The following is a 24,425-nucleotide window of genomic DNA, read 5'->3' as shown; positions in this document are numbered from 1 at the left end:
GCCCCAGCCCACATGCAATGTGCGCAGGGCGCTATTTTTTTGATAACACCCATTCCCACCAACCGATCGAAAAGATCGCTTTGTCATTCGTATGGCTCACGACACTCCTTACCAACTCGCCGGCGTGATGGGCTGGCCCGTCGCGCACTCGCGCTCCCCGGTCATCCACAACCACTGGATTGCCGAACATGGCCTGCGCGGCGCCTATGTGTTGCTGCCGGTGCAGCCAGTACGCCTGGAGCAAGCGTTGCGCGCCCTGCCCGTTCTCGGAATTGCCGGCTGCAATCTGACCATTCCTCACAAAGTCGATGCGATGTCCATCGTGGACCATGTGGATGCACTCGGTCAGCGTATCGGTGCGGTGAACACGATTGTGGTGAATGCCGATGGCACCTTAAGCGGTCGCAACACCGATGCCTTCGGCTTTATCCAGAGTCTTTACGAAGCGGGCAGCCAGTGGATACCTGCTAACGGGCCGGTTTGCGTGGTCGGGGCAGGCGGTGCGGCGCGCGCCGTTGTGGTGGGCCTGCTGGATGCAGGAGTACCGGAAATACGACTCACCAACCGCAGCGATGGCAAAGCCATCGAGATGGCCGGTGAATTCGGTGACAAGGTCAAGGCAGTCGCCTGGTCAGAAAGGCACCCCTGCCTGGAGGGCTGTGCGCTACTGGTCAACACCACCAACCAAGGCATGCACGGCCAGCCGGCACTCGACCTGCGGCTGGACGCACTCCCCGTCACAGCACTGGTGTCGGACATTGTGTATGTCCCGATGGAAACGCCCTTGCTGACCGCCGCGGCGGCACGGGGGAACCCCACCGTCAATGGGCTCGGCATGCTGCTGCATCAGGCCCGCCCGGCGTTTGAGGCATGGTTTGGAACCATGCCCTCCATCAATCCGGAACTGCTGCAAAAGATCAAAGCGACCTTCTGAAGGTTGCAGGCGTCCGAACGAAGGGCGGCTTTTAGCCGCCTGCCTTGGCGCTACGTTCGCCCACGAAACGGAACGCAAACAGCAAGGCCTCTTCAAGAGACAAGTCAATCGCCTGGCGCTCTTGTTCCGTCAAATAAAACATCAAATCCACGTCGTGGCGGACATAGCGCGCCGGCAAGCGGTTCAGCGCGACACACGCCACATCGCCCAACATATCGTTGTTGAAAGCCGGAAACTCGGCAGCCCGGCGGACGACCTCCTCAAAAACCAGGCGCTCGTAGTAGTTGTGGACCAGCTCAAAGTTGAAAGCCATGTGAAAAAACCTCCGGATCATGAATCACCGCACCTTAGCATCGCGGGCACGCAGTGGCAAGCCGGACACATAGGTATGCGTTTGTAAGTCTGGCGCCCTGTTTACCTGCGCCAACAGCTATGAAACTTGTAGCAAGCAGAAAACTGCGCTATAGTTTCCGCTCGTTTTAGGAATCCGGCCGCATGGCCGGCCCACCATCAAGATACATAAAAAGGGCAAGGTAATGAGTGCAAAAGAAACGGTCGCAGTGGGCCAATTGTTGGAACTCTTGGAATCCCGTTATGCGATACGCGTTTTGTGGGCCCTTCGCGACGGCCACGCACAAACCTTCCGCTTGCTGCAAGACAGCGTCGGTGGAATTACCCCCAACACCCTGAATACCCGGATCAAAGAATTGCGCGAAGCCGGCCTCCTGACCCACGGTACCGACGGCTATGTAGTGACATCCGCAGGTGCAGATTTGCTCAAGCGCTTGGGTGACTTGCAGGCGTTTGCCGTGAAGTGGTCTACCGCTCAGGCAAAAAAGGCGAAGTAAATCGCTGCCGGCCGTTTATCGGCTTGAACCCTGCAGACAGGCCTTGGCCTGTCTTTTTTTTGGGTGGGGCATAATTTATGGTTTTTCCGGCCGCCAACACCCAGTGCGTTTGCGCGACCCGCTCCTGTTTTTATAGCAAAAGGATTTGAATATGCCTACTACCGCCAGCGGACTCCAGTTTGAAGACACGATTGAAGGCACCGGCGACGAAGCCAAAAAAGGCCAAAGCGTCACCGTGCATTACACAGGCTGGCTCTACAACGATGGCGTGCAAGGCGCCAAGTTCGACTCCAGCAAAGACCGCAACGATCCGTTTGTGTTCCATCTGGGTGCCGGCATGGTGATCCGCGGTTGGGACGAAGGTGTGGCCGGCATGAAGGTCGGCGGTGCCCGCACCCTGATCATCCCTGCAGCGCTGGGCTACGGCTCCCGCGGTGCGGGTGGCGTGATCCCCCCCAATGCGACCCTGAAGTTCGACGTGGAATTGCTGGGTGTGCGCGGCTAATTCCGCAGCCTCTGCGTGACACAACTTCCGGATGACCGCACGGCATCCGGAAACTCCCTCTTGAAACAAGGTTATGCGTCGCCATGTAAGGCGCAATCGCATTCAACCGGATAGAACAGCATGTCTGATACCCCAAGCCCATCCAGCCCCAACCCGGCCGCTGACGCGGCACAAAGCCCCGAAGAAATTCTCGCAGCGGCAGCTGCGAACGAGGGCGACGCCTTGGCCCAAGCCCAAGCAGAGCTTGCCACGCTGAAAGCCAAAAGCAGTGAATTGGCTGACCAGTTCTTGCGCGCCAAAGCCGAAGCCGAAAACGCCCGCCGCCGCGCGGAGGACGACGTCTCCAAAGCGCGCAAGTTCGCCGTAGAAAGCTTTGCCGAGAGCATGTTGCCCGTGGCAGACAGCCTGGAAGCCGGTCTGGTGATCAAAGACGCCACCCCCGAACAAATCCGCGAAGGCGCCCAAGCCACCCTGCGCCAATTGACAGCTGCACTGGAGCGCAACAAGGTCATCGCCATCGCACCGGCTGCCGGCACCAAATTCGATCCGCACCATCACCAAGCCATCAGCGTGGTGCCTTCCGAGCAGGAAGCCAACACCGTGGTCAATGTGCTGCAAAAGGGCTACTCCATTGCTGATCGCGTGCTGCGCCCGGCCTTGGTCACCGTGTCAGCCCCCAAGTAAGTGCGACAGCGCACAACCAGCCGAACGGATTAATCGTATTTTTTGAGCGGTTGGGCACTTGAAACGTTTTGAGTAGCCCACACCTTATCCACATCTGAATTTTTAGAGTTTTAGGAGTACACCATGGGAAGAATCATTGGCATTGACTTGGGAACCACCAACAGCTGCGTTGCTGTGATGGAAGGCAACACGCCCAAAGTGATCGAAAACGCAGAAGGCGCGCGCACTACCCCGTCCATCATTGCGTACCAGGAAGATGGCGAAGTGTTGGTGGGCGCATCCGCCAAGCGCCAATCGGTGACCAACCCCAAGAACACGCTGTACGCGGTGAAGCGCCTGATCGGCCGCAAGTTCACTGAAAAAGAAGTCCAGAAAGACATCGACCTGATGCCCTACACCATTGCTGCTGCCGACAACGGCGACGCTTGGGTGGAAGTGCGTGGTAACCGCATGGCTCCGCAGCAGGTCAGCGCCGACATTCTGCGCAAGATGAAGAAGACCGCCGAAGACTACCTCGGCGAAGAAGTAACCGAGGCCGTGATCACCGTGCCCGCCTACTTCAACGACGCACAGCGCCAAGCCACCAAAGACGCTGGCCGCATTGCCGGTCTGGATGTCAAGCGCATCATCAACGAACCGACCGCGGCTGCTCTGGCATTCGGTATGGACAAGAACGAAAAGGGCGACCGCAAGATTGCCGTGTACGACTTGGGTGGCGGCACCTTTGATGTGTCCATCATCGAAATCGCTGACGTCGACGGCGAAAAGCAATTCGAAGTGTTGTCCACCAACGGCGACACTTTCTTGGGCGGTGAAGACTTCGACCAACGCGTAATAGATTTCATCATCACCGAGTTCAAGAAAGAACAAGGCGTCGACCTGTCCAAGGACGTGCTGGCGCTGCAACGCTTGAAGGAAGCTGCTGAAAAGGCCAAGATCGAACTCTCCAGCAGCTCGCAAACCGACATCAACCTGCCTTACATCACCGCAGATGCGTCCGGCCCCAAGCACTTGAACATCAAGTTGACCCGCGCCAAGCTGGAGTCGCTGGTGGATGAGTTGATTGAGCGCACCATTGCGCCTATCCGCACCGCCCTGAAAGATGCCGGCGTGTCGGCCTCCGACATCCATGACGTGATTCTGGTTGGCGGTATGACCCGCATGCCCAAGGTGCAAGAGAAGGTCAAGGAATTGTTCGGCAAGGAGCCACGCAAGGACGTGAACCCTGACGAAGCCGTGGCCGTGGGCGCAGCGATTCAAGGTCAAGTGTTGTCGGGCGACCGCAAAGACGTGTTGCTGTTGGACGTGACCCCCTTGTCCCTGGGTATTGAAACCCTGGGTGGCGTCATGACCAAGATGATCACCAAGAACACCACCATCCCAACCAAGTTCGCGCAGACCTTCTCGACCGCAGAAGACAACCAGCCTGCCGTGACCATCAAGGTGTTCCAAGGTGAACGCGAAATCGCAGCCGTAAACAAGATGCTGGGCGAATTCAACCTCGAAGGCATCCCACCCGCAGCGCGCGGCACACCCCAGATCGAAGTGTCTTTTGACATTGACGCCAACGGCATCTTGCATGTGGGCGCAAAAGACAAGGGCACCGGCAAGGAAAACAAGATCACCATCAAGGCCAACTCCGGCTTGTCGGAAGACGAAATCCAGCAAATGGTGAAAGACGCCGAGCTGAACGCCGCTGACGACAAGAAGAAGCTGGAACTGGTGCAGGCCCGCAACGAAGCTGAAGCTAACGCCCACAGCGTCAAGAAGAGCCTCACCGAGTACGGCGATAAGCTGGACGCTGGCGAGAAGGAAAAGATCGAAGCGGCCATCAAGGACGTGGAAGACAGCCTGAAGTCTGACGACAAAGACGCGATCAAGGCCAAGAGCGAAGCACTGATGGCTGCCAGCCAGAAGCTGGGTGAGAAGATGTACGCTGACATGCAAGCCAAGCAAGCCGCTGAAGGCGGCGAGCAGCCTGCTGGTGCAGAGCAAAGCGCACAGGGCACCAAGCCAGCGGACGATGACAACATCGTGGACGCTGAAGTCAAAGAAGTCAAAAAAGGCTAAGCTGGCACACTAGCGCAGCACAAAGATGCCGCGTTGAACGCCACTTGGGGTTCAACGCGGCTTTTCTGTTGTTTACAGGCAAAAGAGACACATGGCCAAACGCGACTATTACGAAGTTCTGGGCGTCAGCAAGACCGCTACGGAAGAAGAGATCAAAAAGGCCTATCGCAAATTGGCGATGAAGCACCACCCTGACCGCAATCAGGGTGATGCCGCCAAAGCGGCAGAAGAAAAGTTCAAAGAAGGCAAAGAAGCCTACGAGATGCTTTCCGATGCCCAGAAGCGTGCGGCCTATGACCAGTACGGTCACGCCGGCGTGGACCCCAACCGGGGTGGCGGCGGTGGCGAGGGCTATGGCGGCTTTGCCGAAGCCTTCGGCGATATCTTTGGCGACATGTTCGGCCAGCAGCGCGGCGGTGCACGGGGTGGACGTCAGGTCTACCGCGGCAGCGATTTGAGCTACGCCATGGAAGTCACCCTGGAAGAAGCGGCACGCGGCAAAGACGCGCAGATCCGCATCCCCAGCTGGGACAACTGCGACACCTGCAAAGGCAGCGGCGCCAAACCCGGCACCCAAGTCAAAACCTGCGGCACCTGTAATGGAGCGGGTACGGTGCAGATGCGCCAGGGCTTCTTCAGCGTCCAGCAGACCTGCCCCACCTGCCGCGGCAATGGCAAGGTCATCCCCGACCCCTGCAATGCCTGCAGCGGCCAAGGCAAGATCAAGCGCCAGAAAACCCTGGAAGTCAAAATCCCGGCGGGGATCGACGGCGGCATGCGCATTCGCAGCGCAGGTAACGGCGAGCCCGGCACCAATGGCGGCCCACCCGGCGACCTGTACATCGAAATCCGCCTCAAGAAGCACGACATCTTTGAGCGTGATGGCGATGACATCCATTGCTCGGTACCCATCAGCTTCATCACTGCGGCACTGGGTGGCGAGATTGATGTTCCTACGCTGGCTGGCAAAGCGGCGATCGACATTCCCGAAGGTACCCAGACCGGCAAGCAATTCCGCCTGCGCGGCAAGGGCATCAAGGGCGTGCGCTCCAGCTACCCCGGCGACTTGTATTGCCACATCACGGTGGAAACACCGGTCAAGCTCACCGAGCACCAGCGCAAGCTGCTCAAGGAGCTGGATGAGTCGTTCAAAAAAGGCGGCAGCAAACATTCGCCGACTGGCGACAGTTGGACAGATCGCTTGAAGAGCTTCTTTAGCTGATCGGCCACGCCCTAAGGGGCTGCCACCAGCCCGACCAAGCCGCCACGATTGCCCCGCGATCCGGCGGCTTTTTTACGCATGTTGGTGCCATGCCGGCACCGCCGTATCCTGCCAAACCGCCGACAACCGCGGCTGAGCAGGCACAATCGGGGGATGTCGAATCCTGTATATCTGACCGCTGCTTTTTACAAGTTTGTTGAACTGCCCGACTACGCCGAGCGTAAGGCCCCTCTGCTGGCATTTTGCGAAAGTCGCCGGGTCAAAGGCATGATCTTGCTGGCCGAAGAAGGCATCAACAGCACGATTGCCGGCTTGCCGGATGATGTGCATGCGGTACTGGCCTATTTGCGTGCGGACCCTTTGCTGGCGGACTTGCAGCACAAAGAATCTTTCTCGGAAAAAGCCCCCTTCTATCGCATGAAGGTGCGCCTGAAAAAAGAGATCGTGACCATGCAAGTGCCGGGCATCAGCCCCACCAAAATGGCGGGAACCTACGTCAAACCGCAAGACTGGAACGCCCTGATTTCCGACCCTGATGTGGTGGTTGTCGATACCCGCAACGACTACGAAGTGGAAATCGGCACCTTCGCCGGTGCCATCGACCCGCGCATCAAAAGTTTTGCCGAGTTGCCCGCATGGGTCGCGCAAGCCCCAGTGTTGGCAGGATCGGGGAAAAAGCCCAAAGTCGCCATGTTCTGTACCGGTGGCATCCGGTGCGAAAAGTCGACGGCTTATATGCGTGAGCAAGGCTTTGATGAGGTCTACCACCTCGAAGGCGGCATTCTCAAGTACCTCGAAACGGTCCCCCCCGAAGAAAGCCTGTGGCAAGGCGAATGCTTTGTCTTTGATGAGCGCGTCTCCGTGGGCCATGGCCTGAAGCCGGGGAATCACGGGCTGTGCCGTGCCTGCCGTCACCCTTTGGAGGCAGGCGCCACCGAGTCGCCGCTCTTTGAAGCGGGCGTGAGCTGCCCCCGCTGCCACGCACACACCAGCGATACCCAAAAAGCCAGCGCTCGCGAACGCCAGCGCCAATGGGAGCTGGCCAAACAGCGCCAGCAGGTGCACATAGGGGCCACCCTGCCCAAGCCCGAACACCTCTGAAGAACCCTGCTTTTTGCGCCATGAGCCTGCCTATCCTGTACTCCTTCCGCCGGTGCCCCTATGCCATGCGCGCCCGCATGGCGATTGGGGCCAGTGGGATGCGGGTGCAATTGCGGGAAGTCGTGCTGCGCTGCAAGCCGGTAGCCCTGTTGGAGGCATCGCCCAAAGGGACTGTTCCGGTTTTGGTGCTGCCGGATGGCCTTGTGATCGAGCAAAGCCTGGACATCATGCAATGGGCGCTGCAACAGCACGACCCCATGGGCTGGCTGCCCACCTCCGGTAGCGCGGAATCAGAAGCAAAGGCGCTGGTTCACCGGTGTGATGAGGAGTTCAAACCGCATCTTGATCGCTACAAATACCCCAACCGCTACCACCTGGCTGACGGGCAAGCCAACCGCGCAGAGGGGGCCACCTTTCTGAGAGCGCTTGACCACCGCTTGCAAGCTCAACCCTTCTTGCAGGGGCCTGCCTGGGGTTGGGCTGATGCGGCGATTGCACCGTTTGTCCGGCAGTTTGCCCACACAGACCCCACCTGGTTCGCAGCGCAAGACTGGCAGGCCCTAGTGCACTGGCTGACGTCTTTTGAGGGGTCGGATTTCTTCAAGGTTTGCATGGCCGTTTTCCCGCCCTGGCAGCCGGGGGACACTGCGGTTTTTTACCCCGACGTCTGAGCGTTTTCCGCCTGATGGCACGGGGTTACAACTCCTTACCAGAAACCCGCTGATCCCAAGCGTTCAGAGGGGCAAAGTGCCCTTTACCCCCTGCAACAAGTCGCCCGTCCGTGCGATCATTCCGCCTTGGTTACAACCTTATAAAAGTGCATGCGGGCAAACTGCCAGCCCCGTGCCACCGTTGGCTCATGAGCGCTTTTCAGTCATTAACTGCCGGCAACAGCACGCCTGAATCACGGGCCAGGGCTCAGCGCCTGGTGCGTGCCATGGTGGGAAGAACCTTAGGGTTTTTCGAAGAGCGCGATACCGCCAACCTGAAGCACCTGCGCGGCCATCTGCTGGACCTCGCAGATGGAAAGCTACCGGTGATACAAGGGCAGAACCTGCGGGCCGCCTCGGTCTTGCTGGACCGGCAGCCAGAGCGATTCTTGAAGTCTTACCGACACCAACTCCAGTTGGCACTGCAGGAAGAAGTAGCTGCCGTGTGGCCCGCCATGACCCAGCTGTCCGCCCCGTTAAAGCCCGCAGCAGACACCCTCGAAGGCATGTCGTTCAGCCTGATTGACCTGGATGAGGTGCACCGCATCTTGTTGCTGGACCGGGTGGCTCAACGGTTCAATCTGCATTTCGAGCCTTTACTGACCACCTTGTCGACCCAACTGGCCGCCTTGATGGGGGACGAAACTGCGTCGTTGTCGCAAAACCCCTTCCGCCCGCTCGTGTTGCTCAAAGGTTTCATGCTGGGTTGGGAAAAAGGCGAACTTGACCCACAGGTCACGGAGCACCTGGTGGATGCGCTGGAGCCTGCGCACTTTGTGGATTTGGGCCCGCTGTACATCGAGCTGATTGCCACGCTCACGCAGGCGGGAGTGCATGCCACCACCGTGCATCGCATCCGGAAATCCCCCAATGGATCGTCGCAGTTTGCGCCGCTGACCGGCGCCGCCGACCTGGGTCCGCGCAGCGCCGGCGCACCACTTGCCGCAACTAACGAAAGCAGCAGCCTCACTCACCGGGACACGCCACCGGCGGCACCCGAGGCGGCCCCCTCTGTGTGGTCCCAGTGGGGGCCTGCGCGTCAGGAGTGGGTGCAACAGGCCCGTCACTTCTTGCGTCGCTTGGGTGTCGGACGCCCCTCTGTCGAGCAGGCCGGTGGCTTTGAACTCTCGGATGCCGACTCCGGCGGTACTCCGGGAGCGCACAACAGCCTGTCCATTCCCGCGGACCCCGCCTTGTTGCAGTACCTGAGTGCGATGCAAGCCGGCACCGGACGCGGCTCCCGCTACCAGTTCCTGGAGTCTGACGACGCCATGGAAACTGCCGGGTCCCCGCACAATGTGTTGCGCAGATTGGGGGATCAGCCGGCGTTCCAACAGGCCCAAGACCTGGACCGCGGCACGGTCAACGCACTGGCCGAAGTGTTCGACTACGTGTTCACCGATGGCGCGATCCCGGCCGAGCTGAAGGTGGTCATCGGGCGATTGCAAATTCCTGTTTTGCGCGCAGCCATGGTGGACCGCGATTTCTTCTTGAGTGCGGAGCATCCTGCCCGCAAACTGGTGGACACCCTGGCATCCGCCTCGGTCGCTTGGACGCCAGACAAAGGCGAACAAGACCCCCTGTACCAACGGATCGAATCCACCGTCCAGCGGGTGTTGCACGAGTTCAATGACGACCTCACGCTGTTTGCGGCGCTCCTGGCCGACTTTACCGAATTCTTGTTTGAGTCCGAGCGGCAGGCTGACCAACACATCGAGCCATTTGCCTCCCGGGAGAACGACGAGGAGCAGTTGGCGGCCGCGCTGGCACAGGCCGACGAGGCTGTGCACGCGCGCATCAGCGCGTTGCCCGAGCACCTGCCGCTGGCTCCGTTTCTCAAACCCTTCCTCACCACCCAATGGCGGCAGGTGATTGCGTTGGCCTGGATGACCGAAGACACCCATGCAGGCCATTGGAACCGCACACTGGGCACGATGGATCAGCTCATCTGGAGCACACAGCCCAAGACAAAGCCAGAAGAGCGCCAAGAATTGGTCGGCGTGCTGCCCGAGCTGGTTCGCACACTCAATGCCGAGCTCGACAGCATTGGCTGGGACGGCGAAGACAGGGCGAACTTCACCCGCCGGCTGATTGCCACCCATATGCTGGCGATACGGATGAAGGCCGCGCCCCCGCTCGACACCCAAGGTGCTGCCCTCGAGGCACATGCCGCCGATGAGGCGATGCAGGCACTAGACGAGCGTCGGGCCGGCAAACTGGCCGAGCAAGATGCTGGGCAGATGGATGACTTTGATGCCAGTGCGCAGTTGCTGACCCGCGGTGTCTGGTTTGAAAAGGTGTCACCGGAGACACCACCCTTCCGCTGCCGCCTGAGCTGGGTCAGCCCAATGCGCACCCGCTTTTTATTCACCAACCGCGAGGGCTTTGACGCCTTCGTGCTCTCTGAGCGGGAGGTTGCCGCCATGCTGCGCCGCCACGAGCTGCAAATGCTGGATCAGGCACCTATCGTGGAACGCGCCTTGAACCGCCTGATGGCTGACAACGCACCCGAGCTGCGCCTGCACGCCTGAGCTGTACGGGGTATTGGTAACGCCCCACCGCCTTTACTATCAAAAAAATAGCGCCTTGCGCAGAGAGCGCGGGCGCTAGCAGCCTAAATGCTTAAAAAATCAGGCGTAATTGCGCGCCAGTAGTTCGGCCTTAGCAGCGGCGTATTCCCGCTTGAGCTGGGCCACAAACTCGCCGGCGGGCTGAATCTTGTCGACAGCACCAATGCCCTGTCCGCAGCCCCAGATGTCTTTCCAGGCTTTGGCAGACGCGCCGCCAAAGTTCATCTTGCTCGGGTCGCTCTCCGGCAGGTTAGCCGGATCCAAGCCGGACGCGCGGATGCTGGGCGCCAGGTAGTTGCCGTGCACACCGGTGAAAAGGTTGCTGTAAACAATCTCGTCCGAGTTGTTGTCTACGATGGCCTGTTTGTATTCTTGCGCGGCGCGGGCTTCTTCGGTCGCAATAAAGGCCGAGCCGATGTAAGCGAAGTCTGCACCCATGGCCTGTGCCGCCAGCACCGAGGCACCCGTAGCAATGGAGCCAGACAAAGCCAATGGGCCATCGAACCACTGGCGGATTTCCTGCACCAAGGCAAACGGACTTTTCACGCCCGCGTGGCCGCCGGCACCTGCAGCCACAGCGATCAGGCCGTCCGCGCCTTTTTCAATGGCTTTGTGGGCGTGCTTGTTGTTGATGATGTCGTGCAACACCACACCGCCATACGAGTGAGCGGCAGCATTGATGTCTTCGCGCGCGCCCAGAGAGGTGATGATGATGGGCACCTTGTACTTCACGCACAACGCCATGTCGTGCTCCAAGCGGTCATTGCTTTTGTGCACGATCTGGTTGATCGCAAAAGGCGCGGCAGGCTTGTCGGGGTGCGCCGCGTTGTGAGCCGCCAAAGCCTCGGTGATCTCCTTCAGCCAGTCCTCCAGCAGCTCGGCCGGGCGGGCATTAAGCGCCGGCATAGAACCCACCACACCCGCAATGCACTGGGCAATCACCAGCTTCGGGTTGCTGATGATGAACAGCGGCGAGCCGATCACCGGAAATGGCAGCGTATCCAGGGGCGCAGGCAGTTTGGACATGGGGTCTCCTCGGGTACTTTTATGGAAGAAATCGACCGATAGCGCCCGCTGCATATGCGCGAGCAGCTACCAAATCTATAGCATCAACGTCACCAGCATCGCCGGCAAGCCCATCAGAATGCGTCGAGCGGCAAGGCGGTGACGCTGTCGGCACCTTCCACAATGCTGTCGCGCAGGCCACCGGCCTTGCTCAACAAGTGGTCGGCATAAAAGCGTGCGGTAGTGATCTTGGCCTGCATAAACGCTACATCGTCACCAGCAGCAATCGCCTTTTCGGCGACCAGCAGCGAGCGGGCCAGTTGCCAGCCGGCCATCAAGTTACCTGCAAGCATGAGGTACGGCACGCTGCCGGCGAACACGGCATTGGGGCTGGCCTTGGTGTTACCAGCCACGAATTCGACCACGTCGATGAACGCCAAACGCGCTGCCTTCAGGCGCTTGGCAACCGCCAACGCATGCGCCGAGCCACTGGCCAGCAAATCCGCTTCGGTCGCTTCCACCTGGCCGGCGATGCCTTTGGCAATCTGGCCACCATCGCGGGCAGTCTTGCGCCCCACGAGGTCATTGGCCTGGATGGCGGTGGTGCCCTCGTAAATGGTGAGGATCTTGGCATCGCGGTAGTACTGGGCCGCGCCGGTTTCTTCGATGAAACCCATGCCGCCGTGCACCTGCACGCCCAGCGAAGTGACTTCCAGACTCATTTCGGTGCTGTAGCCTTTGACCAGCGGCACCATGAACTCGTAGAAGGCCTGGTTCTGCTTGCGGGCCTCACTGTCTGTGTGGTGGTGCGCTGCGTCGTAGGCGCTGGCAGCTACGCTGGCCAACGCACGGCAACCTTCGGTGTAAGCGCGCATCGTCATCAACATGCGGCGCACATCGGGGTGATGAATGATGGGGGCGCTGCCGGGCATGGAGCCATCCACAGGGCGGCTTTGCACACGGTCTTTGGAGAACTGCACCGCCTTTTGGTACGCGCGCTCGGCAATCGCAATGCCCTGCACACCCACGCCATAGCGGGCCGCGTTCATCATGATGAACATGTACTCGAGGCCACGGTTTTCCTGGCCCACGAGGTAGCCAATCGCACCGCCCTTGTCACCGTACTGCAGCACCGCTGTCGGGCTGGCCTTGATGCCCATCTTGTGCTCGATGGACACGCAATGCACATCGTTGCGGGCGCCCAGAGAACCGTCTTTGTTCACCATAAATTTCGGCACCACAAACAAACTGATGCCCTTCACACCTTCAGGCGCGCCGCTCACGCGGGCCAGTACCAAATGGACGATGTTCTCGGCCATATCGTGCTCACCCCAAGTGATGTAAATCTTGGTACCGAACACCTTGTAAGTGCCGTCCGCCTGGGGCTCAGCGCGGCTGCGCACCAAGGCCAGGTCGGAGCCTGCCTGGGGCTCGGTCAGGTTCATGGTGCCGGTCCATTTGCCGCTCACCAGGTTCTCCAGGTAGGTGGCCCTGAGTTCGTCAGAGCCGGCGGTCAGCAGGGCCTCAATGGCACCGTCCGACAGCAAGGGGCACAGGGCAAAGCTCATGTTCGCACTGTTGACCATTTCGCCGCAGGCCGCGCCGATCGTCTTGGGCAGACCTTGGCCGCCGAAATCGGTGGGGTGCTGCAGACCTTGCCAGCCACCATCGGTGAACTGCTTGAACGCTTCTTTGAAACCGGGAGTGGCAGTAACCACGCCGTCTTTTAGGCTGGAGGGGTTTTTGTCGCCTTCCCAGTTGAGGGGGGCCAGAACGCCTTCGGTGAACTTGGCGGACTCTTCCAGCACCGCTTGGGCCGTATCGAGGCCGGCGTCTTCAAAGCCGGGCAGTTGGGCGATCTGTTCGATGTTGGCCAGGTGCTGAATATTGAACAGCATGTCCTTGAGGGGGGCGACGTAACTCATGGTGAGTCTCCAGTTATTGTGGGGTTACAGACAAGGTAGGTAACAGGCAAGACCAAAAAAAAGGGCACCGCAAGCGATGCCCCTTTTTCAGACCGGCATCAGAGTGCCGCGATCAGTTCCGGCACAGCGGCGAAGAGGTCGGCCTCCAAGCCGAAATCTGCCACGCTGAAAATGGGGGCTTCCGGATCCTTGTTGATGGCCACGATGACCTTGGAATCCTTCATGCCGGCCAAGTGCTGGATGGCGCCGCTGATGCCGCAAGCGACATACAGCTGGGGTGCCACGATCTTGCCGGTCTGGCCCACTTGCCAGTCATTGGGCGCGTAACCCGCGTCCACCGCAGCACGGGATGCACCCAATGCAGCGCCGAGCTTGTCGGCCAGCGGGGTCATGACTTCGGAGAACTTCTCGGAAGAACCCAGAGCGCGTCCGCCGGAAACGATGATCTTGGCAGCTGTCAGTTCAGGGCGGTCGTTTTTAGCAATCTCGGACCCCACAAAAGTCACGGCAGCGCTAGTGGCTGCGGCTGTCACGGTCTCTACGGCTGCACTGCCGCCCGTAGCCGCTGCAGGATCGAAACCGGTGGTGCGCACGGTCAGCACTTTCACGGCGTCCGTGGCTTGCACGGTAGCGATGGCATTGCCGGCATAAATGGGGCGCTCGAAGGTGTCAGCGCTCACCACTTTGGTGATGTCAGACACTTGGCCCACGTCCAGCTTGGCCGCCACACGGGGGGCGATGTTCTTGCCGGAGGCAGTCGCGGGGAAAACGATGTGGCTATAGGCACCGGCGATAGCCAACACTTGGGCTGCTACGTTTTCAGCCAAGCCATGCTCGAAAGCAGCGCTGTCGGCATGGATCACTTTGGACACACCGGCGATTTGCGCAGCAGCGGCAGCGGCGGCACCCGCATTGCTGCCGGCCACCAATACGTGCACATCGCCACCCGCTTGGGCGGCAGCAGTCACGGTGTTCAGGGTGGCACCCTTGATGGATGCGTTGTCGTGTTCGGCGATAACAAGAGCGGTCATGATCAGATTACCTTTGCAACGTTCTTCAGTTTGTCCACCAGGGTCGCCACATCGGGCACCTTGATACCGGCGCTGCGCTTGGCAGGTTCAGCCACGCTCAGGGTCTTGATGCGGGGAGCCACATTCACGCCGAGGTCTTCAGGCTTGAAAGTGTCGAGCTGCTTCTTCTTGGCCTTCATGATGTTGGGCAAGGTGACGTAGCGGGGCTCGTTCAGGCGCAAGTCGGTGGTGATGATGGCCGGCAGGGTGACCGCCAGAGTTTCCAGGCCGCCGTCCACCTCACGGGTCACGTGGGCTTTGCCGTCCACCACTTCCACCTTGGAAGCAAACGTCGCTTGAGGCAAGTCCGCCAAGGCTGCCAGCATTTGGCCGGTTTGGTTGCAATCATCGTCAATGGCTTGCTTGCCCAGAATCACGAGGCCGGGCTGCTCTTTGTCGACTAGCGCCTTGAGCAACTTGGCCACAGCCAAGGGTTGCAGCTCCTCAGACGTTTCCACCAGAATGCCGCGGTCGGCACCAATGGCCATGGCAGTACGCAGGGTTTCCTGGCACTGGGCCACGCCGCAGGACACCGCGATCACTTCAGTGACCACGCCCTTTTCCTTGAGGCGCACGGCTTCTTCCACGGCGATCTCGTCAAAGGGGTTCATGCTCATCTTGACGTTGGCGATGTCTACACCCGTGTTGTCCGACTTGACGCGAACCTTCACGTTGTAGTCCACCACACGTTTGACGGGTACCAGGACTTTCATTGCTGCGACTCCAGATAGTTAGAAATTTGGTCGTTTTAGTTGACGTGCACGTCAATCATCTGATTCTATGCCGTGCCAAGCTCCCCAAGAATTTTCTCAAGGATTCCAGACAGGTTATCACAAAATAGAACGATCGTGCTTTTTTGGAATTATAGCGGGGCTGAACTGGGGTGTACCCGCTCGATGCCCCCTCTTTTAGGGGGGTGTATCAGAAATGGCCGCCTAGCGGCTATGGACCACCCGCTGGGGGTACGGAATATCGATCCCGTTATCGCGCAAAGCTTTGAGGATCGCTAAGTTGATCTCCGACCGGAGATTGCCCTGGCCATTCTCAATGTCATTAATCCAATAGGTGAGCGTGAACTCGAGCCCGTCCGCCCCGAAGTTCGCCAACTGCGCCGCCGGGCCGGGCTCATGCAACACACGGGGCTGTGTGAGGGCGGCATTCGTCAAGAGTTGCATGACCTGATCGACATCGCTCTCGTAGCCCACAGACACCGTCAAGGTTTGGTTGACCCGGGGATCCGCCAGCGACAGGTTTTCAACCCGTTGGGTGATCAACATCTCGTTGGGAACAATCGACTCGCGCCCGGACAAACTCCGTACCACGGTGTAGCGGGCATTGATCTGGGTGATCAGCCCCTCAAAGCCATCCACCCGGACCACATCGCCAATCCGCATGCTGCGCTCGGTGAGGATCACAAACCCCGAGACGTAATTGGCCGCCAGTTTCTGCAAACCCAAGCCAATACCCACGCCCACCGCACCGCCCAACACCGACAGGGCCGTCAAATCAATGCCCACCGCCGACAAGGCCATCATCAAGCCGACAAACATCAACAAAGCACGCACGGCGTTGCTGGCCGCTTTGCGCAGAGACAACTCGCCTCCAGTTGCCGAGCGCAACAAGCGCGACTCAATGCCGGCAGAGATCCACAGCGTAATGATCAGCACGCCACCCGCCGTGACCATGCCTTCCAAGATGTTGCGGACCGATAGCGTGGTGCCACCGACTTTCCAGGTAATCTGGTCCAGCTCATTCAAGATGACCGGCAACAAGCCGCTCACCCACAACACCATGGCCATCCATGCCACCCAGGAGATGGTCTGCTCCAAGGGCTTGATCCAGCGCGCCTCGGCAAAAGTCGCCTGCAACACTTTGACTCCCACGCGGATCACCACCAAAGACATCAGCACCGGAATCACCAAGCGGAACACCGCAATGTTCACAAAATGACTCAGCAGCTCCAGCATGGCGTAACCCAGCACGAGCAGCGCCAGCGGAAAGAATACGCCGTCCACCACCTTTTTGCCAAACCAGATCGATTTGCCGCTGTCATCCCCCAAGGCCCGGCGCAATGCAGCCACCAAGCCCCACGCAAAGGCCACACTGAGGCCCAAGGCGGCCAGCTCCAGAAGCACTGTAGGCTGGGTGAATGCCTGGAGCCAGCCGGCAAAGTCATCAATAGGCTGGGGCGCTGGGGTCTGTTTCATAAAGTCGTCCATCCAAAAAAATACCGCGGCCCTCATCGGGCAGGGCTGTGGAGGATACAAAAGAATCGTTACGCGTCAGAAAGTGCCCGCAGATGGGCCTCGACGCTGCGGGCCAAAGCGCCCAGGTCGTAGCCCCCCTCGAGGCAGGAAACGATCCGGCCCTGCGCATATTGGTCCGCCACGGAACGAATTTTTCCGGTCAACCAGTGGTAGTCGTCTTCCAGCAAGCCCAACTGCCCGAGTTCATCGTCGCGGTGCGCATCAAAGCCGGCGCTGATAAACACCATCTCCGGCCGGTAGGCATGCAGCCTAGGCAACCAATGCTGCATCACCAATTCCCGGACCACGCCACCCCGGGTATGGGCCGGAACCGGCAGATTGAGCAAGTTACTGGCGCTGGAGCGGGCTCCGCCCTCGGGGTAAAAAGGGTGCTGGTAAAAGCCCAGCATGAGGATGCGTTGGTCCCCGTCGATGATGTCTTCAGTGCCGTTTCCGTGGTGCACATCGAAATCCACAATCGCCACCCTGCGCAAACCATGCCGCTCCAGCGCATGTCGGGCCGCCAGTGCCACGCTATTGAAAAAACAAAAGCCCATGCCTTCATTTTTGCCGGCATGGTGTCCGGGCGGGCGCACTGCGCAAAAAGCGTTGTCCATGTCACCGGCCATCACCGCATCCGTAGCCGCCAACGCGGCCCCGGCCGCACGCAGCGCGGCATTCCATGTGTGCGCATTGAGGGAAGTGTCGGGGTCCAGCCAGGCGTGCGTCGCACCAGCGCCTGCCGGTTTGCTGCGCAGACCGTCTGCCAAAGCTTGAAGCCGGGCAATGTAACGCGGGGTGTGTGCCAGGGTCAGGTCGCTGAGTTGGGCTTGCGGCGCCTCCCGCGCATCCAGGGTGCGGGCCAGTCCGGAGTGCAGCAACTGCTCATGGATGGCACTCAGCCTTTCGGGGCATTCCGGGTGCCCTGCACCCATCTCATGCAAGTGGCAATCTGGGTGGGTAAAGTATCCGGTCTTCTTCACCTGCGTTCTCGTCTCTTTGTATTTTCGGGTAACGTCTTGCCATGGACATCCAAGACAAACTCAGATCCCTGCTCAATCAGCTTAACACGGTGATTGTGGGCAAACCCGACCAGATCCGTGACTGCGTAGCCTGCCTTTTGGCTGGTGGCCACCTGCTGATTGATGATGTGCCCGGCGTCGGCAAAACCACCCTTGCGCACGCACTGTCACGCACTTTCGGCTTGCAGTTCTCCCGGGTGCAATTCACCTCGGACCTCATGCCCAGCGACCTGAGTGGCGTCTCGGTCTACGAGCGCGCCAAGGAGGCCTTTGTTTTTCATCCGGGCCCCTTGTTTGCCCAAGTGCTGTTGGCTGACGAAATCAACCGTGCCAGCCCCAAAACCCAAAGCGCCTTGCTCGAGGCCATGGAAGAAAAACAGGTCACGATCGAAGGAGAAACCCGGGCCCTGCCCCGCCCCTTCTTCGTAATCGCCACCCAAAACCCTTTGGATCAGCTGGGTACCTATGCCCTGCCCGAGTCACAGCTGGACCGGTTTTTGATGCGGATTTCCCTGGGCTACCCCGACAGGGCCGCCGAGCGCGCGCTGCTGGCGGGCTCAGACCGCCGCAACATGGTCGACCATTTGCCCAGCTTGCTGGCAGGCGATGAACTGGCCACGCTGCAACAAGCCGTGATGGCGGTGCACACCGCAGACCCGCTCCTGGACTATGTGCAAGACCTGATCACCGCCACCCGCAGCGGGCGTTGGTTTTTGCAAGGCCTGTCACCACGCGCAGGTATTGCCTTGCTGCGCGCAGCCAAAGCGCAGGCCCTCCTTAGTGGGCGCGACTATGTGGCGCCGGACGACGTGCAGGCCGTGCTGCCTCAAACCGTTGCACACCGCATGGTCCCGGTGGGCGATGCCGGCCGGGGCGCCGAAGAGCAGGTGCGCGCCATGATGCAAGCAGTGCCGCTGCCCTGATGACCCCCACCCGGAACCCGATAACGCGCCTGCGGCGGCGCTTTCAGGCGTGGTTCGAGTCGCGCATGCCGCGCCAAGACAGCGCAGTGCTGACGCAACGTAACGTCTACATCCTGCCCACCCGCCCGGGGCTGATGCTGGGGCTGACGCTGCTGGTGCTGCTCATTGCCAGCATCAACTACCAGCTCAATCTGGGCTATTTATTGACCTTCATGTTGACGGGGGCAGCCATCATCGGCATCCACGTGTGCCACGGGACGCTGACAGGTCTTACTATGCATTTGATAGCGCCAGACGCATGTTTTGCGGGGACTAGCGTGCCATTGGGCATTCAACTTAACAACCCGTCCAAGCGCACCCGCTATGGCATTGGCTTGGCGGCCTTGGGCAGCGGGCACTGGAGCTGGGCCGATGTCGGCCCCCAGGGCAGCAGCAAAGTGCACATCAGTTTTGTCGCCAACACCCGGGGTCTGCAGCCGATCCCGACACTCACGGCCGAAACCCGTTTTCCGCTGGGCACCTTCCGGGTCTGGACGGTTTGGCGCCCGGCCGCCCAAGTGCTGATTTACCCGGCGCCGGAGCCCCATCCGCCACCCCTGCCCCCCGGGGAGCCCCGCACCGGAGGCGCCCCCACCGCCCAGCGCCACACTACCGGCGAATTTGACGGGGTTCGCGCCTACCGCCGGGGCGACCCGCTGAAATTGATCGTCTGGAAAAAAGCCGCCAAAAGCGATGACTTGGTCAGCCGCGATGCTCAGCAGGCCCAGCGCCTCGAGCTGTGGCTGGACCTTGCCAGCGTTGAGCAAAGCTTGCGCAGCCGTGCAGCCGGCGCAGCCCGCGAACAAGCCCTGTCCCGCCTGTGTGCCTGGGTGCTGCAAGCAGAGAGCCGCGGTTTGCGCTACGGCATGCGCCTGGCCGGCCGCGAGCTGCAGCCTGACAGCGGCCCTGCCCACCAGAAAAACTGCCTGCAAGCGCTGGCACTCGCCTGAGCCCGACATGCTGCAACGTTTGAACCACCTGCCCCGCGACGCGCGCGACACCCTGTTTCTGTTGGGGGTGATTGCCTGGGTCATCCTGCCGCAAATCGATCGCCTGCCGCTTTGGTGCAGCCTGATGGCCGGCGCGGTGTTGCTGTGGCGCGGGGTGCTGGCGTGGGGGAGCCGCCCCCTGCCTTCGCGCTGGTGGCTGTTAGCGCTGTTGGCGCTGGCGACTGCCGGCACCTGGATGAGCTATCGCACCCTGCTGGGGCGGGATGCCGGGGTGACCTTTATCGTCGTGTTACTGGCCTTGAAAACTCTGGAAATGCGTGCCCGCAGAGATGCGTTTGTCATCTTCTTTCTGGGCTTTTTCACCATGCTCAGCAACTTCTTCTTTTCACAAAGCCTGTTGACAGCAGCAGCCATGGTCGTGGCACTCCTGGGCCTGCTCACTGCGCTTGTCAACAGCCACATGCCCGTGGGGCGGCCGCCCTTGATGCAAGCAGCGCGCACCGCAGCCTGGATGGCGCTCGCCGGCGCGCCCATCATGGCGACACTCTTCATGCTGTTTCCGCGGATTGCCCCGCTGTGGGGCTTGCCGGGCGATGCCATGAGCGGGCGCAGCGGCCTGTCGGGGCAGATGCAGGTCGGCACGATTGCCAGCCTCGCCCTGGACGACAGCATTGCCATGCGCATCCGCTTTGAGGGCGACACACCGCCCCAGCGCGACATGTATTTCCGCGGGCCGGTGTTCTCCAGCTTTGACGGCAAGGAGTGGCGCCCCCTTCGCTCGGCATTCCCCCAGCCCATGCAACTGCAGCCGGATTTGGCGGTGCAGGGCCCCGCCTACAGCTACCAAGTCACGCTGGCCGCCAACAACCGGCCCTGGCTGATGGTGCTGGACGCCACACCCCAAGCGCCGGAAATACGGGGCTACAGCGCAAGCATGGGCCCCGATCTGCAATGGCAGGCCAACCAGCCGATTGCCGACCTAGTGCGCTACCGCGCCACCAGCTACCTCGAGTACCGCCATGGGCCCAACCGCCTGGCGGTAGGCCTGCAGGACTACCTGGATCTGCCGCCCGGCTTCAATCCCCGCACCCTGCAGCTCGCCGCCGACCTGCGCCGCCAGCCAGGTCTGGCCACCGCAGGTGCCCAGACTTTGGTCGATACGGTGATGGACAAACTGCGAACCGGAGGCTATGAGTACACGCTGGAGCCCGGGGTCTATGGCACCCACACGGCTGATGAGTTCTGGTTTGACCGCAAGGCCGGCTTTTGCGAGCACATTGCGTCCAGCTTTGTATTGCTGATGCGCGCACTCGATGTACCGGCCCGCATCGTCACCGGCTACCAAGGCGGCCAGGTCAACAACGTCGACAGCTTCTGGACCGTGCGACAAAGCGATGCCCACGCATGGGCGGAGGTCTGGATGGCTGGCCGCGGCTGGGTGCGGGTGGACCCCACCTCTGCCGTATCGCCCGGCCGCACCGGGACCTTCCAGCGACTGGCACCCCAGCCCGGGGTATTGGCCCAAGCCTTGAACGCGGTGAGCCCCGGCTTTACCCTCAACCTCCGGGCCCTGTGGGAAGCCACCAATAACCGCTGGAACCAGTGGGTGCTCAACTACAGCCAAGCCAAGCAAATGGATTTGCTGCGCAACCTCGGCTTCAGCGCTCCGGACTGGCAAGACTTGAGCACCGTGTTGATCGGCCTGATCGTGGCGGCCAGTCTCACGGGCGCCGGCTGGAACTGGTGGAATCGCCTGCGCCGGGACCCGTGGTTGCAAGCGCTGGAGACCGCACGCCAGCAGATCAAGGCTACGGGCTTGCCGGTGGCGCCCGGGTGTACACCCCGCGCATTGGCCCTGTTGCTGCAAACGGACCCAAGGGCGAACCCGCTGGCCGTGCAGTGGTTGCTGCAACTCGAAGCGCTCCGCTATGGCAAAACCGATGCAGCGGGCGCGCTGCGCGCCGCACGCCTGCAATTGCGCACCATGCGCTGGCTCTCTCCCTGATGGCTAGACAGCGGGGGCCGGAATCGGCAACTCCGAGGGGGCGACCGCAGGCTCTTCCTCTTGCGGCAACTCCAGGTTCTGGCCCGAGAAAAATGCATTCAGCCACCTATCGAGGCGCTGCAGGCCCATGTTCAGTAGCGCGCTGTCCGCCGTCTTTTGGTTGAATTTGAGTACGCCGTCACGGTAGTCGAAGCCCGCTTTGACGCCATCGGGCAGTGCCGTCGCATAGCCCGAGGACACGGCAAACTCTTTCTGGTCCGGTGGCATCAGCCCACCCCGGATTTGAATACTCCCCCGGGAGGACAGCTGCTCAGTGAGCTGGAGTTCGCGGGCCTTGGCAGGCGCCACCGTGAGCGCTACATCAGCGTCCAGGCTGCCGTCCCGGGTGCGGGCTTGGAGCTTGGTGATACCGACACTGACGCCAGACACCAGCAAGGCTTGCACAGCATCCCGCATCTTTTCACGTTGACCGGGCGTCAGGCTGCGCAAGCCGCAGGTCGCAGACAACACTTCTCCGGCCGAATTGACACTCGGCGCATGCAAGTTCGTTACATCCGCTTGCAATACCACGTCTTCCACCGCCATGTCGGCGGCCTTCAGCTCTTTCACCGATTGGGTAAGCCGCATATCCAGGCGGTCTGCGCGCTGCCGGGTCTCGGTGCTGAGGTGCAAGCCCCGGGCGTTGAAGCTCCCGCCTTTGAGAGTCGCCACATCCAGCGCAAGCGCGCCCATACCGGTTGCGTGGTTCTGCACATCGAAATGCAAGTTCAGCTGCTCCGCCTGCAAGACCTCGCCGCTGCCACGCAAGACCATGCGCGGCATGCTCCACCCCAGCTTCACCGCAGAACCACCTACCACCAGCGTACCGCTGGAGGCTGCGGCCACCAGGCTTTGGCCTTTTCCTTTGAATTGCATTTCCGGCAAGCGCATATCCGAACGCAACACTCCGTCGTAACCCGCACTGCCGGTGCCACTCAACCGGCCCGCGCGCAAGCCTTCACCCGAGGGGCCGAGATCCGAGACGACGGCCGCCGACCAATCAATCCGCGTCAGGCTCGCGCGGTCCGGCACATGCCGGGCGGTGTACTCCACATGCACCACCGCGGGCTGGTCGGGGTCAGCTGCACAGTCGCTGCGCCACTCCAGATCCAGGCTACCCCGCGAATTCAACCAGCCGGCCTCGTGCTCCAGCCGCGCAACCCGGAAATTGCCCTCCGCATGGGCAGCCGCCAGGCTGCGCAATTCCGCGCGGAGGGTCAGGCCCGCATACCACGGCACGGCCAACGCAGCCGTTGCGGCCAACGCCACCGCGCCCACCCCCAATTGAACTTTAGAAAACGAACGCATCAGTCAAGCAGCTCCAAACCCCTGGTTTACCCGCAGCAGGGCCTCGGTGAGACCCGCAAAAGCATTTGATTGTCGCCGTGCCACGCAGGGCCTGCCTGCCACTCGCTACACTGACCCCAACCTCTTACCTCCAAGTTCCCACGTGTTCCTCCAAAAGTCTCTGTTTACTCTTGTTTTGATAGCGGCATGCGCAAGCGCCATGGCCGCATCCAACCCAAAACACACCAAAAGCAAGCCTGCTCGCAATGCCGTGAAGCCGGCTCTGCCCGAAGGCACCGCCTACGGTGATCGCGCCGACGTCATGCGGCTGGCCGATGACATTGCACAGCGCCGCAACCTGGATGCAGAGTGGGTCCGCAGCACCCTGTCCAAGGCGCGCATGTTGCCCTCGGTGGTCCGGGCTATTACCCCACCGGCCGTGGGCACTCCGAAAAACTGGGCGCTCTACCGCAGCCGCTTTGTCGAGCCGATCCGTATCCGTGCAGGCGTCAAGTTCTGGCTCGCTAACCAAGAAACATTGGCACGCGCTGAGGCGCAAACCGGTGTGCCCGCCAGCATCATCGTGGGCATCATCGGGGTGGAAACCATTTATGGTCAGCAGCTGGGCAACTACCGGGTGATCGATGCGCTCACTACCCTGGCACTGGACTTTCCAGACGCACACCCCCGCAAAACAGACCGGCAAGCGTATTTTTTGAGTGAGCTGGAGGCCTACCTCAGCCTCACCCAACGCACCGGCACTGACCCCACGGCCTTGCGTGGCAGCTATGCAGGCGCCATGGGCTGGCCCCAGTTCATGCCCTCGAGCTGGGTGAAATACGGTATCGACTTTGACAACGACAGCCGGGTCGACCTGTTTCACAGCCAGGCGGACGTCATAGGCTCGGTGGCCAATTATTTCCAGGCGTTCAAATGGAAGCCGGGAATGCCCACCCATTACCCCGTGCAATTTGAGGTGGCCCGCCTCGATATGCCCACCCTCATGGCGCCCGACATATTGCCCACCTTCAGCCCTGCCGCCATGCAGGAAAAAGGAGTCATCCTCCCGGCCGCAGCCCTCAGCCACCCTGGCCCTCTGGCGCTGGTCGAACTGCAAAATGGCGCAGACGCCCCCACCTATGTGGCCGGCACCGAAAACTTTTACGCCATCACCCGCTACAACTGGAGCAGCTATTACGCGATGGCGGTGATTGACCTCGGACAGGCCGTGGCCCAAGCCTTGCAGGCGCAGACAGGCGTGCCAAAATAA

21 protein-coding genes are annotated in these 24,425 nt (G+C 60.8%); 13 read left to right on the top strand and 8 right to left on the bottom strand.

Annotated elements, in window-relative coordinates; genetic code table 11:
• The first annotated feature begins 91 nt into the window (after positions 1 to 91).
• Positions 92 to 934 (top strand): shikimate dehydrogenase, encoded by an 843-nt coding sequence (locus RAE21_RS04100; RefSeq protein WP_313880269.1) that lies wholly within the window; start codon positions 92 to 94, stop codon positions 932 to 934.
• Between the two features lie 31 nt (positions 935 to 965).
• Here the strand turns inward: RAE21_RS04100 and RAE21_RS04095 are convergent, their stop codons facing one another.
• Complete coding sequence (locus tag RAE21_RS04095; RefSeq protein WP_313880268.1) at positions 966 to 1,247, bottom strand: late competence development ComFB family protein; 282 nt, start codon at positions 1,245 to 1,247, stop codon at positions 966 to 968.
• Between the two features lie 223 nt (positions 1,248 to 1,470).
• Between RAE21_RS04095 and RAE21_RS04090 the strand changes: the two genes are divergently transcribed.
• The 8 genes from RAE21_RS04090 to RAE21_RS04055 all read left to right on the top strand — a co-directional run bounded on the left by RAE21_RS04090 (position 1,471) and on the right by RAE21_RS04055 (position 10,605).
• Positions 1,471 to 1,782, top strand: a complete 312-nt coding sequence (locus RAE21_RS04090) for a winged helix-turn-helix transcriptional regulator (RefSeq protein ID WP_313873421.1) — start codon at positions 1,471 to 1,473, stop codon at positions 1,780 to 1,782.
• Between the two features lie 151 nt (positions 1,783 to 1,933).
• Entirely contained in the window at positions 1,934 to 2,287 is a 354-nt protein-coding gene (locus RAE21_RS04085) for an FKBP-type peptidyl-prolyl cis-trans isomerase (RefSeq protein ID WP_416221313.1), read from the top strand.
• A gap of 120 nt (positions 2,288 to 2,407) precedes the next feature.
• Positions 2,408 to 2,971, top strand: a complete 564-nt coding sequence (gene grpE / locus RAE21_RS04080; RefSeq protein ID WP_313880266.1) for a nucleotide exchange factor GrpE — start codon at positions 2,408 to 2,410, stop codon at positions 2,969 to 2,971.
• Positions 2,972 to 3,094: 123 nt separating this feature from the next.
• Positions 3,095 to 5,041, top strand: coding sequence for a molecular chaperone DnaK (dnaK, locus tag RAE21_RS04075; RefSeq protein ID WP_313880265.1), 1,947 nt, complete (start codon positions 3,095 to 3,097; stop codon positions 5,039 to 5,041).
• 91 nt (positions 5,042 to 5,132) lie between these two features.
• Positions 5,133 to 6,263 carry a molecular chaperone DnaJ gene (dnaJ, locus tag RAE21_RS04070; RefSeq protein WP_313880264.1) on the top strand — a complete coding sequence of 377 codons (1,131 nt, stop codon included), beginning with the start codon at positions 5,133 to 5,135 and terminating at the stop codon, positions 6,261 to 6,263.
• A 153-nt stretch (positions 6,264 to 6,416) separates the two neighbouring features.
• Positions 6,417 to 7,364: an oxygen-dependent tRNA uridine(34) hydroxylase TrhO gene (trhO, locus tag RAE21_RS04065; protein ID WP_313880263.1), complete on the top strand. Its 948-nt coding sequence runs from the start codon at positions 6,417 to 6,419 to the stop codon at positions 7,362 to 7,364.
• 20 nt (positions 7,365 to 7,384) lie between these two features.
• Positions 7,385 to 8,035, top strand: a complete 651-nt coding sequence (locus tag RAE21_RS04060) for a glutathione S-transferase (RefSeq protein ID WP_313880262.1) — start codon at positions 7,385 to 7,387, stop codon at positions 8,033 to 8,035.
• Between the two features lie 188 nt (positions 8,036 to 8,223).
• The gene (locus tag RAE21_RS04055; RefSeq protein ID WP_313880261.1) at positions 8,224 to 10,605 is read left to right on the top strand and encodes a DUF1631 family protein; all 2,382 of its coding nucleotides are present in this window, start codon (positions 8,224 to 8,226) and stop codon (positions 10,603 to 10,605) included.
• Positions 10,606 to 10,704: 99 nt separating this feature from the next.
• On the opposite strand, the gene RAE21_RS04050 is transcribed toward RAE21_RS04055, so the two are convergent.
• The 6 genes from RAE21_RS04050 to RAE21_RS04025 form a co-directional block, all read right to left on the bottom strand.
• Positions 10,705 to 11,670: an NAD(P)H-dependent flavin oxidoreductase gene (locus RAE21_RS04050; protein WP_313880260.1), complete on the bottom strand. Its 966-nt coding sequence runs from the start codon at positions 11,668 to 11,670 to the stop codon at positions 10,705 to 10,707.
• A 113-nt stretch (positions 11,671 to 11,783) separates the two neighbouring features.
• A complete protein-coding gene (locus tag RAE21_RS04045; protein ID WP_313880259.1) occupies positions 11,784 to 13,574 on the bottom strand; it encodes an acyl-CoA dehydrogenase in 1,791 nt (596 codons plus the stop codon).
• Positions 13,575 to 13,672: 98 nt separating this feature from the next.
• Positions 13,673 to 14,605: an electron transfer flavoprotein subunit alpha/FixB family protein gene (locus RAE21_RS04040; RefSeq protein WP_313880258.1), complete on the bottom strand. Its 933-nt coding sequence runs from the start codon at positions 14,603 to 14,605 to the stop codon at positions 13,673 to 13,675.
• Positions 14,606 to 14,607: 2 nt separating this feature from the next.
• A complete protein-coding gene (locus RAE21_RS04035) occupies positions 14,608 to 15,357 on the bottom strand; it encodes an electron transfer flavoprotein subunit beta/FixA family protein (protein ID WP_313873432.1) in 750 nt (249 codons plus the stop codon).
• A 222-nt stretch (positions 15,358 to 15,579) separates the two neighbouring features.
• Positions 15,580 to 16,851, bottom strand: a complete 1,272-nt coding sequence (locus RAE21_RS04030; RefSeq protein WP_313880257.1) for a mechanosensitive ion channel family protein — start codon at positions 16,849 to 16,851, stop codon at positions 15,580 to 15,582.
• Positions 16,852 to 16,919: 68 nt separating this feature from the next.
• The gene (locus RAE21_RS04025; protein WP_313880256.1) at positions 16,920 to 17,873 is read right to left on the bottom strand and encodes a histone deacetylase family protein; all 954 of its coding nucleotides are present in this window, start codon (positions 17,871 to 17,873) and stop codon (positions 16,920 to 16,922) included.
• Positions 17,874 to 17,914: 41 nt separating this feature from the next.
• Here RAE21_RS04025 and RAE21_RS04020 point away from each other — a divergent pair, with 41 nt between their 5' ends.
• The 3 genes from RAE21_RS04020 to RAE21_RS04010 are packed head-to-tail and all read left to right on the top strand — an operon-like array spanning position 17,915 to position 21,829.
• Positions 17,915 to 18,835 carry an AAA family ATPase gene (locus RAE21_RS04020; RefSeq protein WP_313880255.1) on the top strand — a complete coding sequence of 307 codons (921 nt, stop codon included), beginning with the start codon at positions 17,915 to 17,917 and terminating at the stop codon, positions 18,833 to 18,835.
• Positions 18,835 to 19,824, top strand: a complete 990-nt coding sequence (locus RAE21_RS04015) for a DUF58 domain-containing protein (protein ID WP_313880254.1) — start codon at positions 18,835 to 18,837, stop codon at positions 19,822 to 19,824. Before RAE21_RS04020 ends, RAE21_RS04015 begins: the two co-directional genes overlap by 1 nt.
• A 7-nt stretch (positions 19,825 to 19,831) precedes the next feature.
• The gene (locus tag RAE21_RS04010) at positions 19,832 to 21,829 is read left to right on the top strand and encodes a transglutaminase TgpA family protein (protein ID WP_313880253.1); all 1,998 of its coding nucleotides are present in this window, start codon (positions 19,832 to 19,834) and stop codon (positions 21,827 to 21,829) included.
• Positions 21,830 to 21,832: 3 nt separating this feature from the next.
• Here RAE21_RS04010 and RAE21_RS04005 read toward each other — a convergent pair whose 3' ends face one another.
• Entirely contained in the window at positions 21,833 to 23,176 is a 1,344-nt protein-coding gene (locus tag RAE21_RS04005; protein WP_313880252.1) for a DUF945 family protein, read from the bottom strand.
• A gap of 199 nt (positions 23,177 to 23,375) precedes the next feature.
• Between RAE21_RS04005 and mltB the strand changes: the two genes are divergently transcribed.
• A complete protein-coding gene (mltB, locus tag RAE21_RS04000) occupies positions 23,376 to 24,425 on the top strand; it encodes a lytic murein transglycosylase B (RefSeq protein ID WP_313880251.1) in 1,050 nt (349 codons plus the stop codon).

The sequence above is a fragment of the Rhodoferax potami genome, from assembly GCF_032193765.1.
GTDB classification, from domain to species: Bacteria; Pseudomonadota; Gammaproteobacteria; order Burkholderiales; family Burkholderiaceae_C; genus Allorhodoferax; species Allorhodoferax potami.
Note: the sequence above shows the minus strand (reverse complement) of the source record. Positions and strands in the feature narration are given on the sequence as shown.

Bases quoted from the DNA above. Each gene is read 5' to 3' on its own strand.
- RAE21_RS04100 (WP_313880269.1), top strand. From the start codon at position 92: ATGGCTCACGACACTCCTTACCAACTCGCCGGCGTGATGGGCTGGCCC.
- RAE21_RS04095 (WP_313880268.1), bottom strand. From the start codon at position 1,247: ATGGCTTTCAACTTTGAGCTGGTCCACAACTACTACGAGCGCCTGGTT.
- RAE21_RS04090 (WP_313873421.1), top strand. From the start codon at position 1,471: ATGAGTGCAAAAGAAACGGTCGCAGTGGGCCAATTGTTGGAACTCTTG.
- RAE21_RS04085 (WP_416221313.1), top strand. From the start codon at position 1,934: ATGCCTACTACCGCCAGCGGACTCCAGTTTGAAGACACGATTGAAGGC.
- grpE (WP_313880266.1), top strand. From the start codon at position 2,408: ATGTCTGATACCCCAAGCCCATCCAGCCCCAACCCGGCCGCTGACGCG.
- dnaK (WP_313880265.1), top strand. From the start codon at position 3,095: ATGGGAAGAATCATTGGCATTGACTTGGGAACCACCAACAGCTGCGTT.
- dnaJ (WP_313880264.1), top strand. From the start codon at position 5,133: ATGGCCAAACGCGACTATTACGAAGTTCTGGGCGTCAGCAAGACCGCT.
- trhO (WP_313880263.1), top strand. From the start codon at position 6,417: ATGTCGAATCCTGTATATCTGACCGCTGCTTTTTACAAGTTTGTTGAA.
- RAE21_RS04060 (WP_313880262.1), top strand. From the start codon at position 7,385: ATGAGCCTGCCTATCCTGTACTCCTTCCGCCGGTGCCCCTATGCCATG.
- RAE21_RS04055 (WP_313880261.1), top strand. From the start codon at position 8,224: ATGAGCGCTTTTCAGTCATTAACTGCCGGCAACAGCACGCCTGAATCA.
- RAE21_RS04050 (WP_313880260.1), bottom strand. From the start codon at position 11,670: ATGTCCAAACTGCCTGCGCCCCTGGATACGCTGCCATTTCCGGTGATC.
- RAE21_RS04045 (WP_313880259.1), bottom strand. From the start codon at position 13,574: ATGAGTTACGTCGCCCCCCTCAAGGACATGCTGTTCAATATTCAGCAC.
- RAE21_RS04040 (WP_313880258.1), bottom strand. From the start codon at position 14,605: ATGACCGCTCTTGTTATCGCCGAACACGACAACGCATCCATCAAGGGT.
- RAE21_RS04035 (WP_313873432.1), bottom strand. From the start codon at position 15,357: ATGAAAGTCCTGGTACCCGTCAAACGTGTGGTGGACTACAACGTGAAG.
- RAE21_RS04030 (WP_313880257.1), bottom strand. From the start codon at position 16,851: ATGAAACAGACCCCAGCGCCCCAGCCTATTGATGACTTTGCCGGCTGG.
- RAE21_RS04020 (WP_313880255.1), top strand. From the start codon at position 17,915: ATGGACATCCAAGACAAACTCAGATCCCTGCTCAATCAGCTTAACACG.
- RAE21_RS04015 (WP_313880254.1), top strand. From the start codon at position 18,835: ATGACCCCCACCCGGAACCCGATAACGCGCCTGCGGCGGCGCTTTCAG.
- RAE21_RS04010 (WP_313880253.1), top strand. From the start codon at position 19,832: ATGCTGCAACGTTTGAACCACCTGCCCCGCGACGCGCGCGACACCCTG.
- RAE21_RS04005 (WP_313880252.1), bottom strand. From the start codon at position 23,176: ATGCGTTCGTTTTCTAAAGTTCAATTGGGGGTGGGCGCGGTGGCGTTG.
- mltB (WP_313880251.1), top strand. From the start codon at position 23,376: ATGGCCGCATCCAACCCAAAACACACCAAAAGCAAGCCTGCTCGCAAT.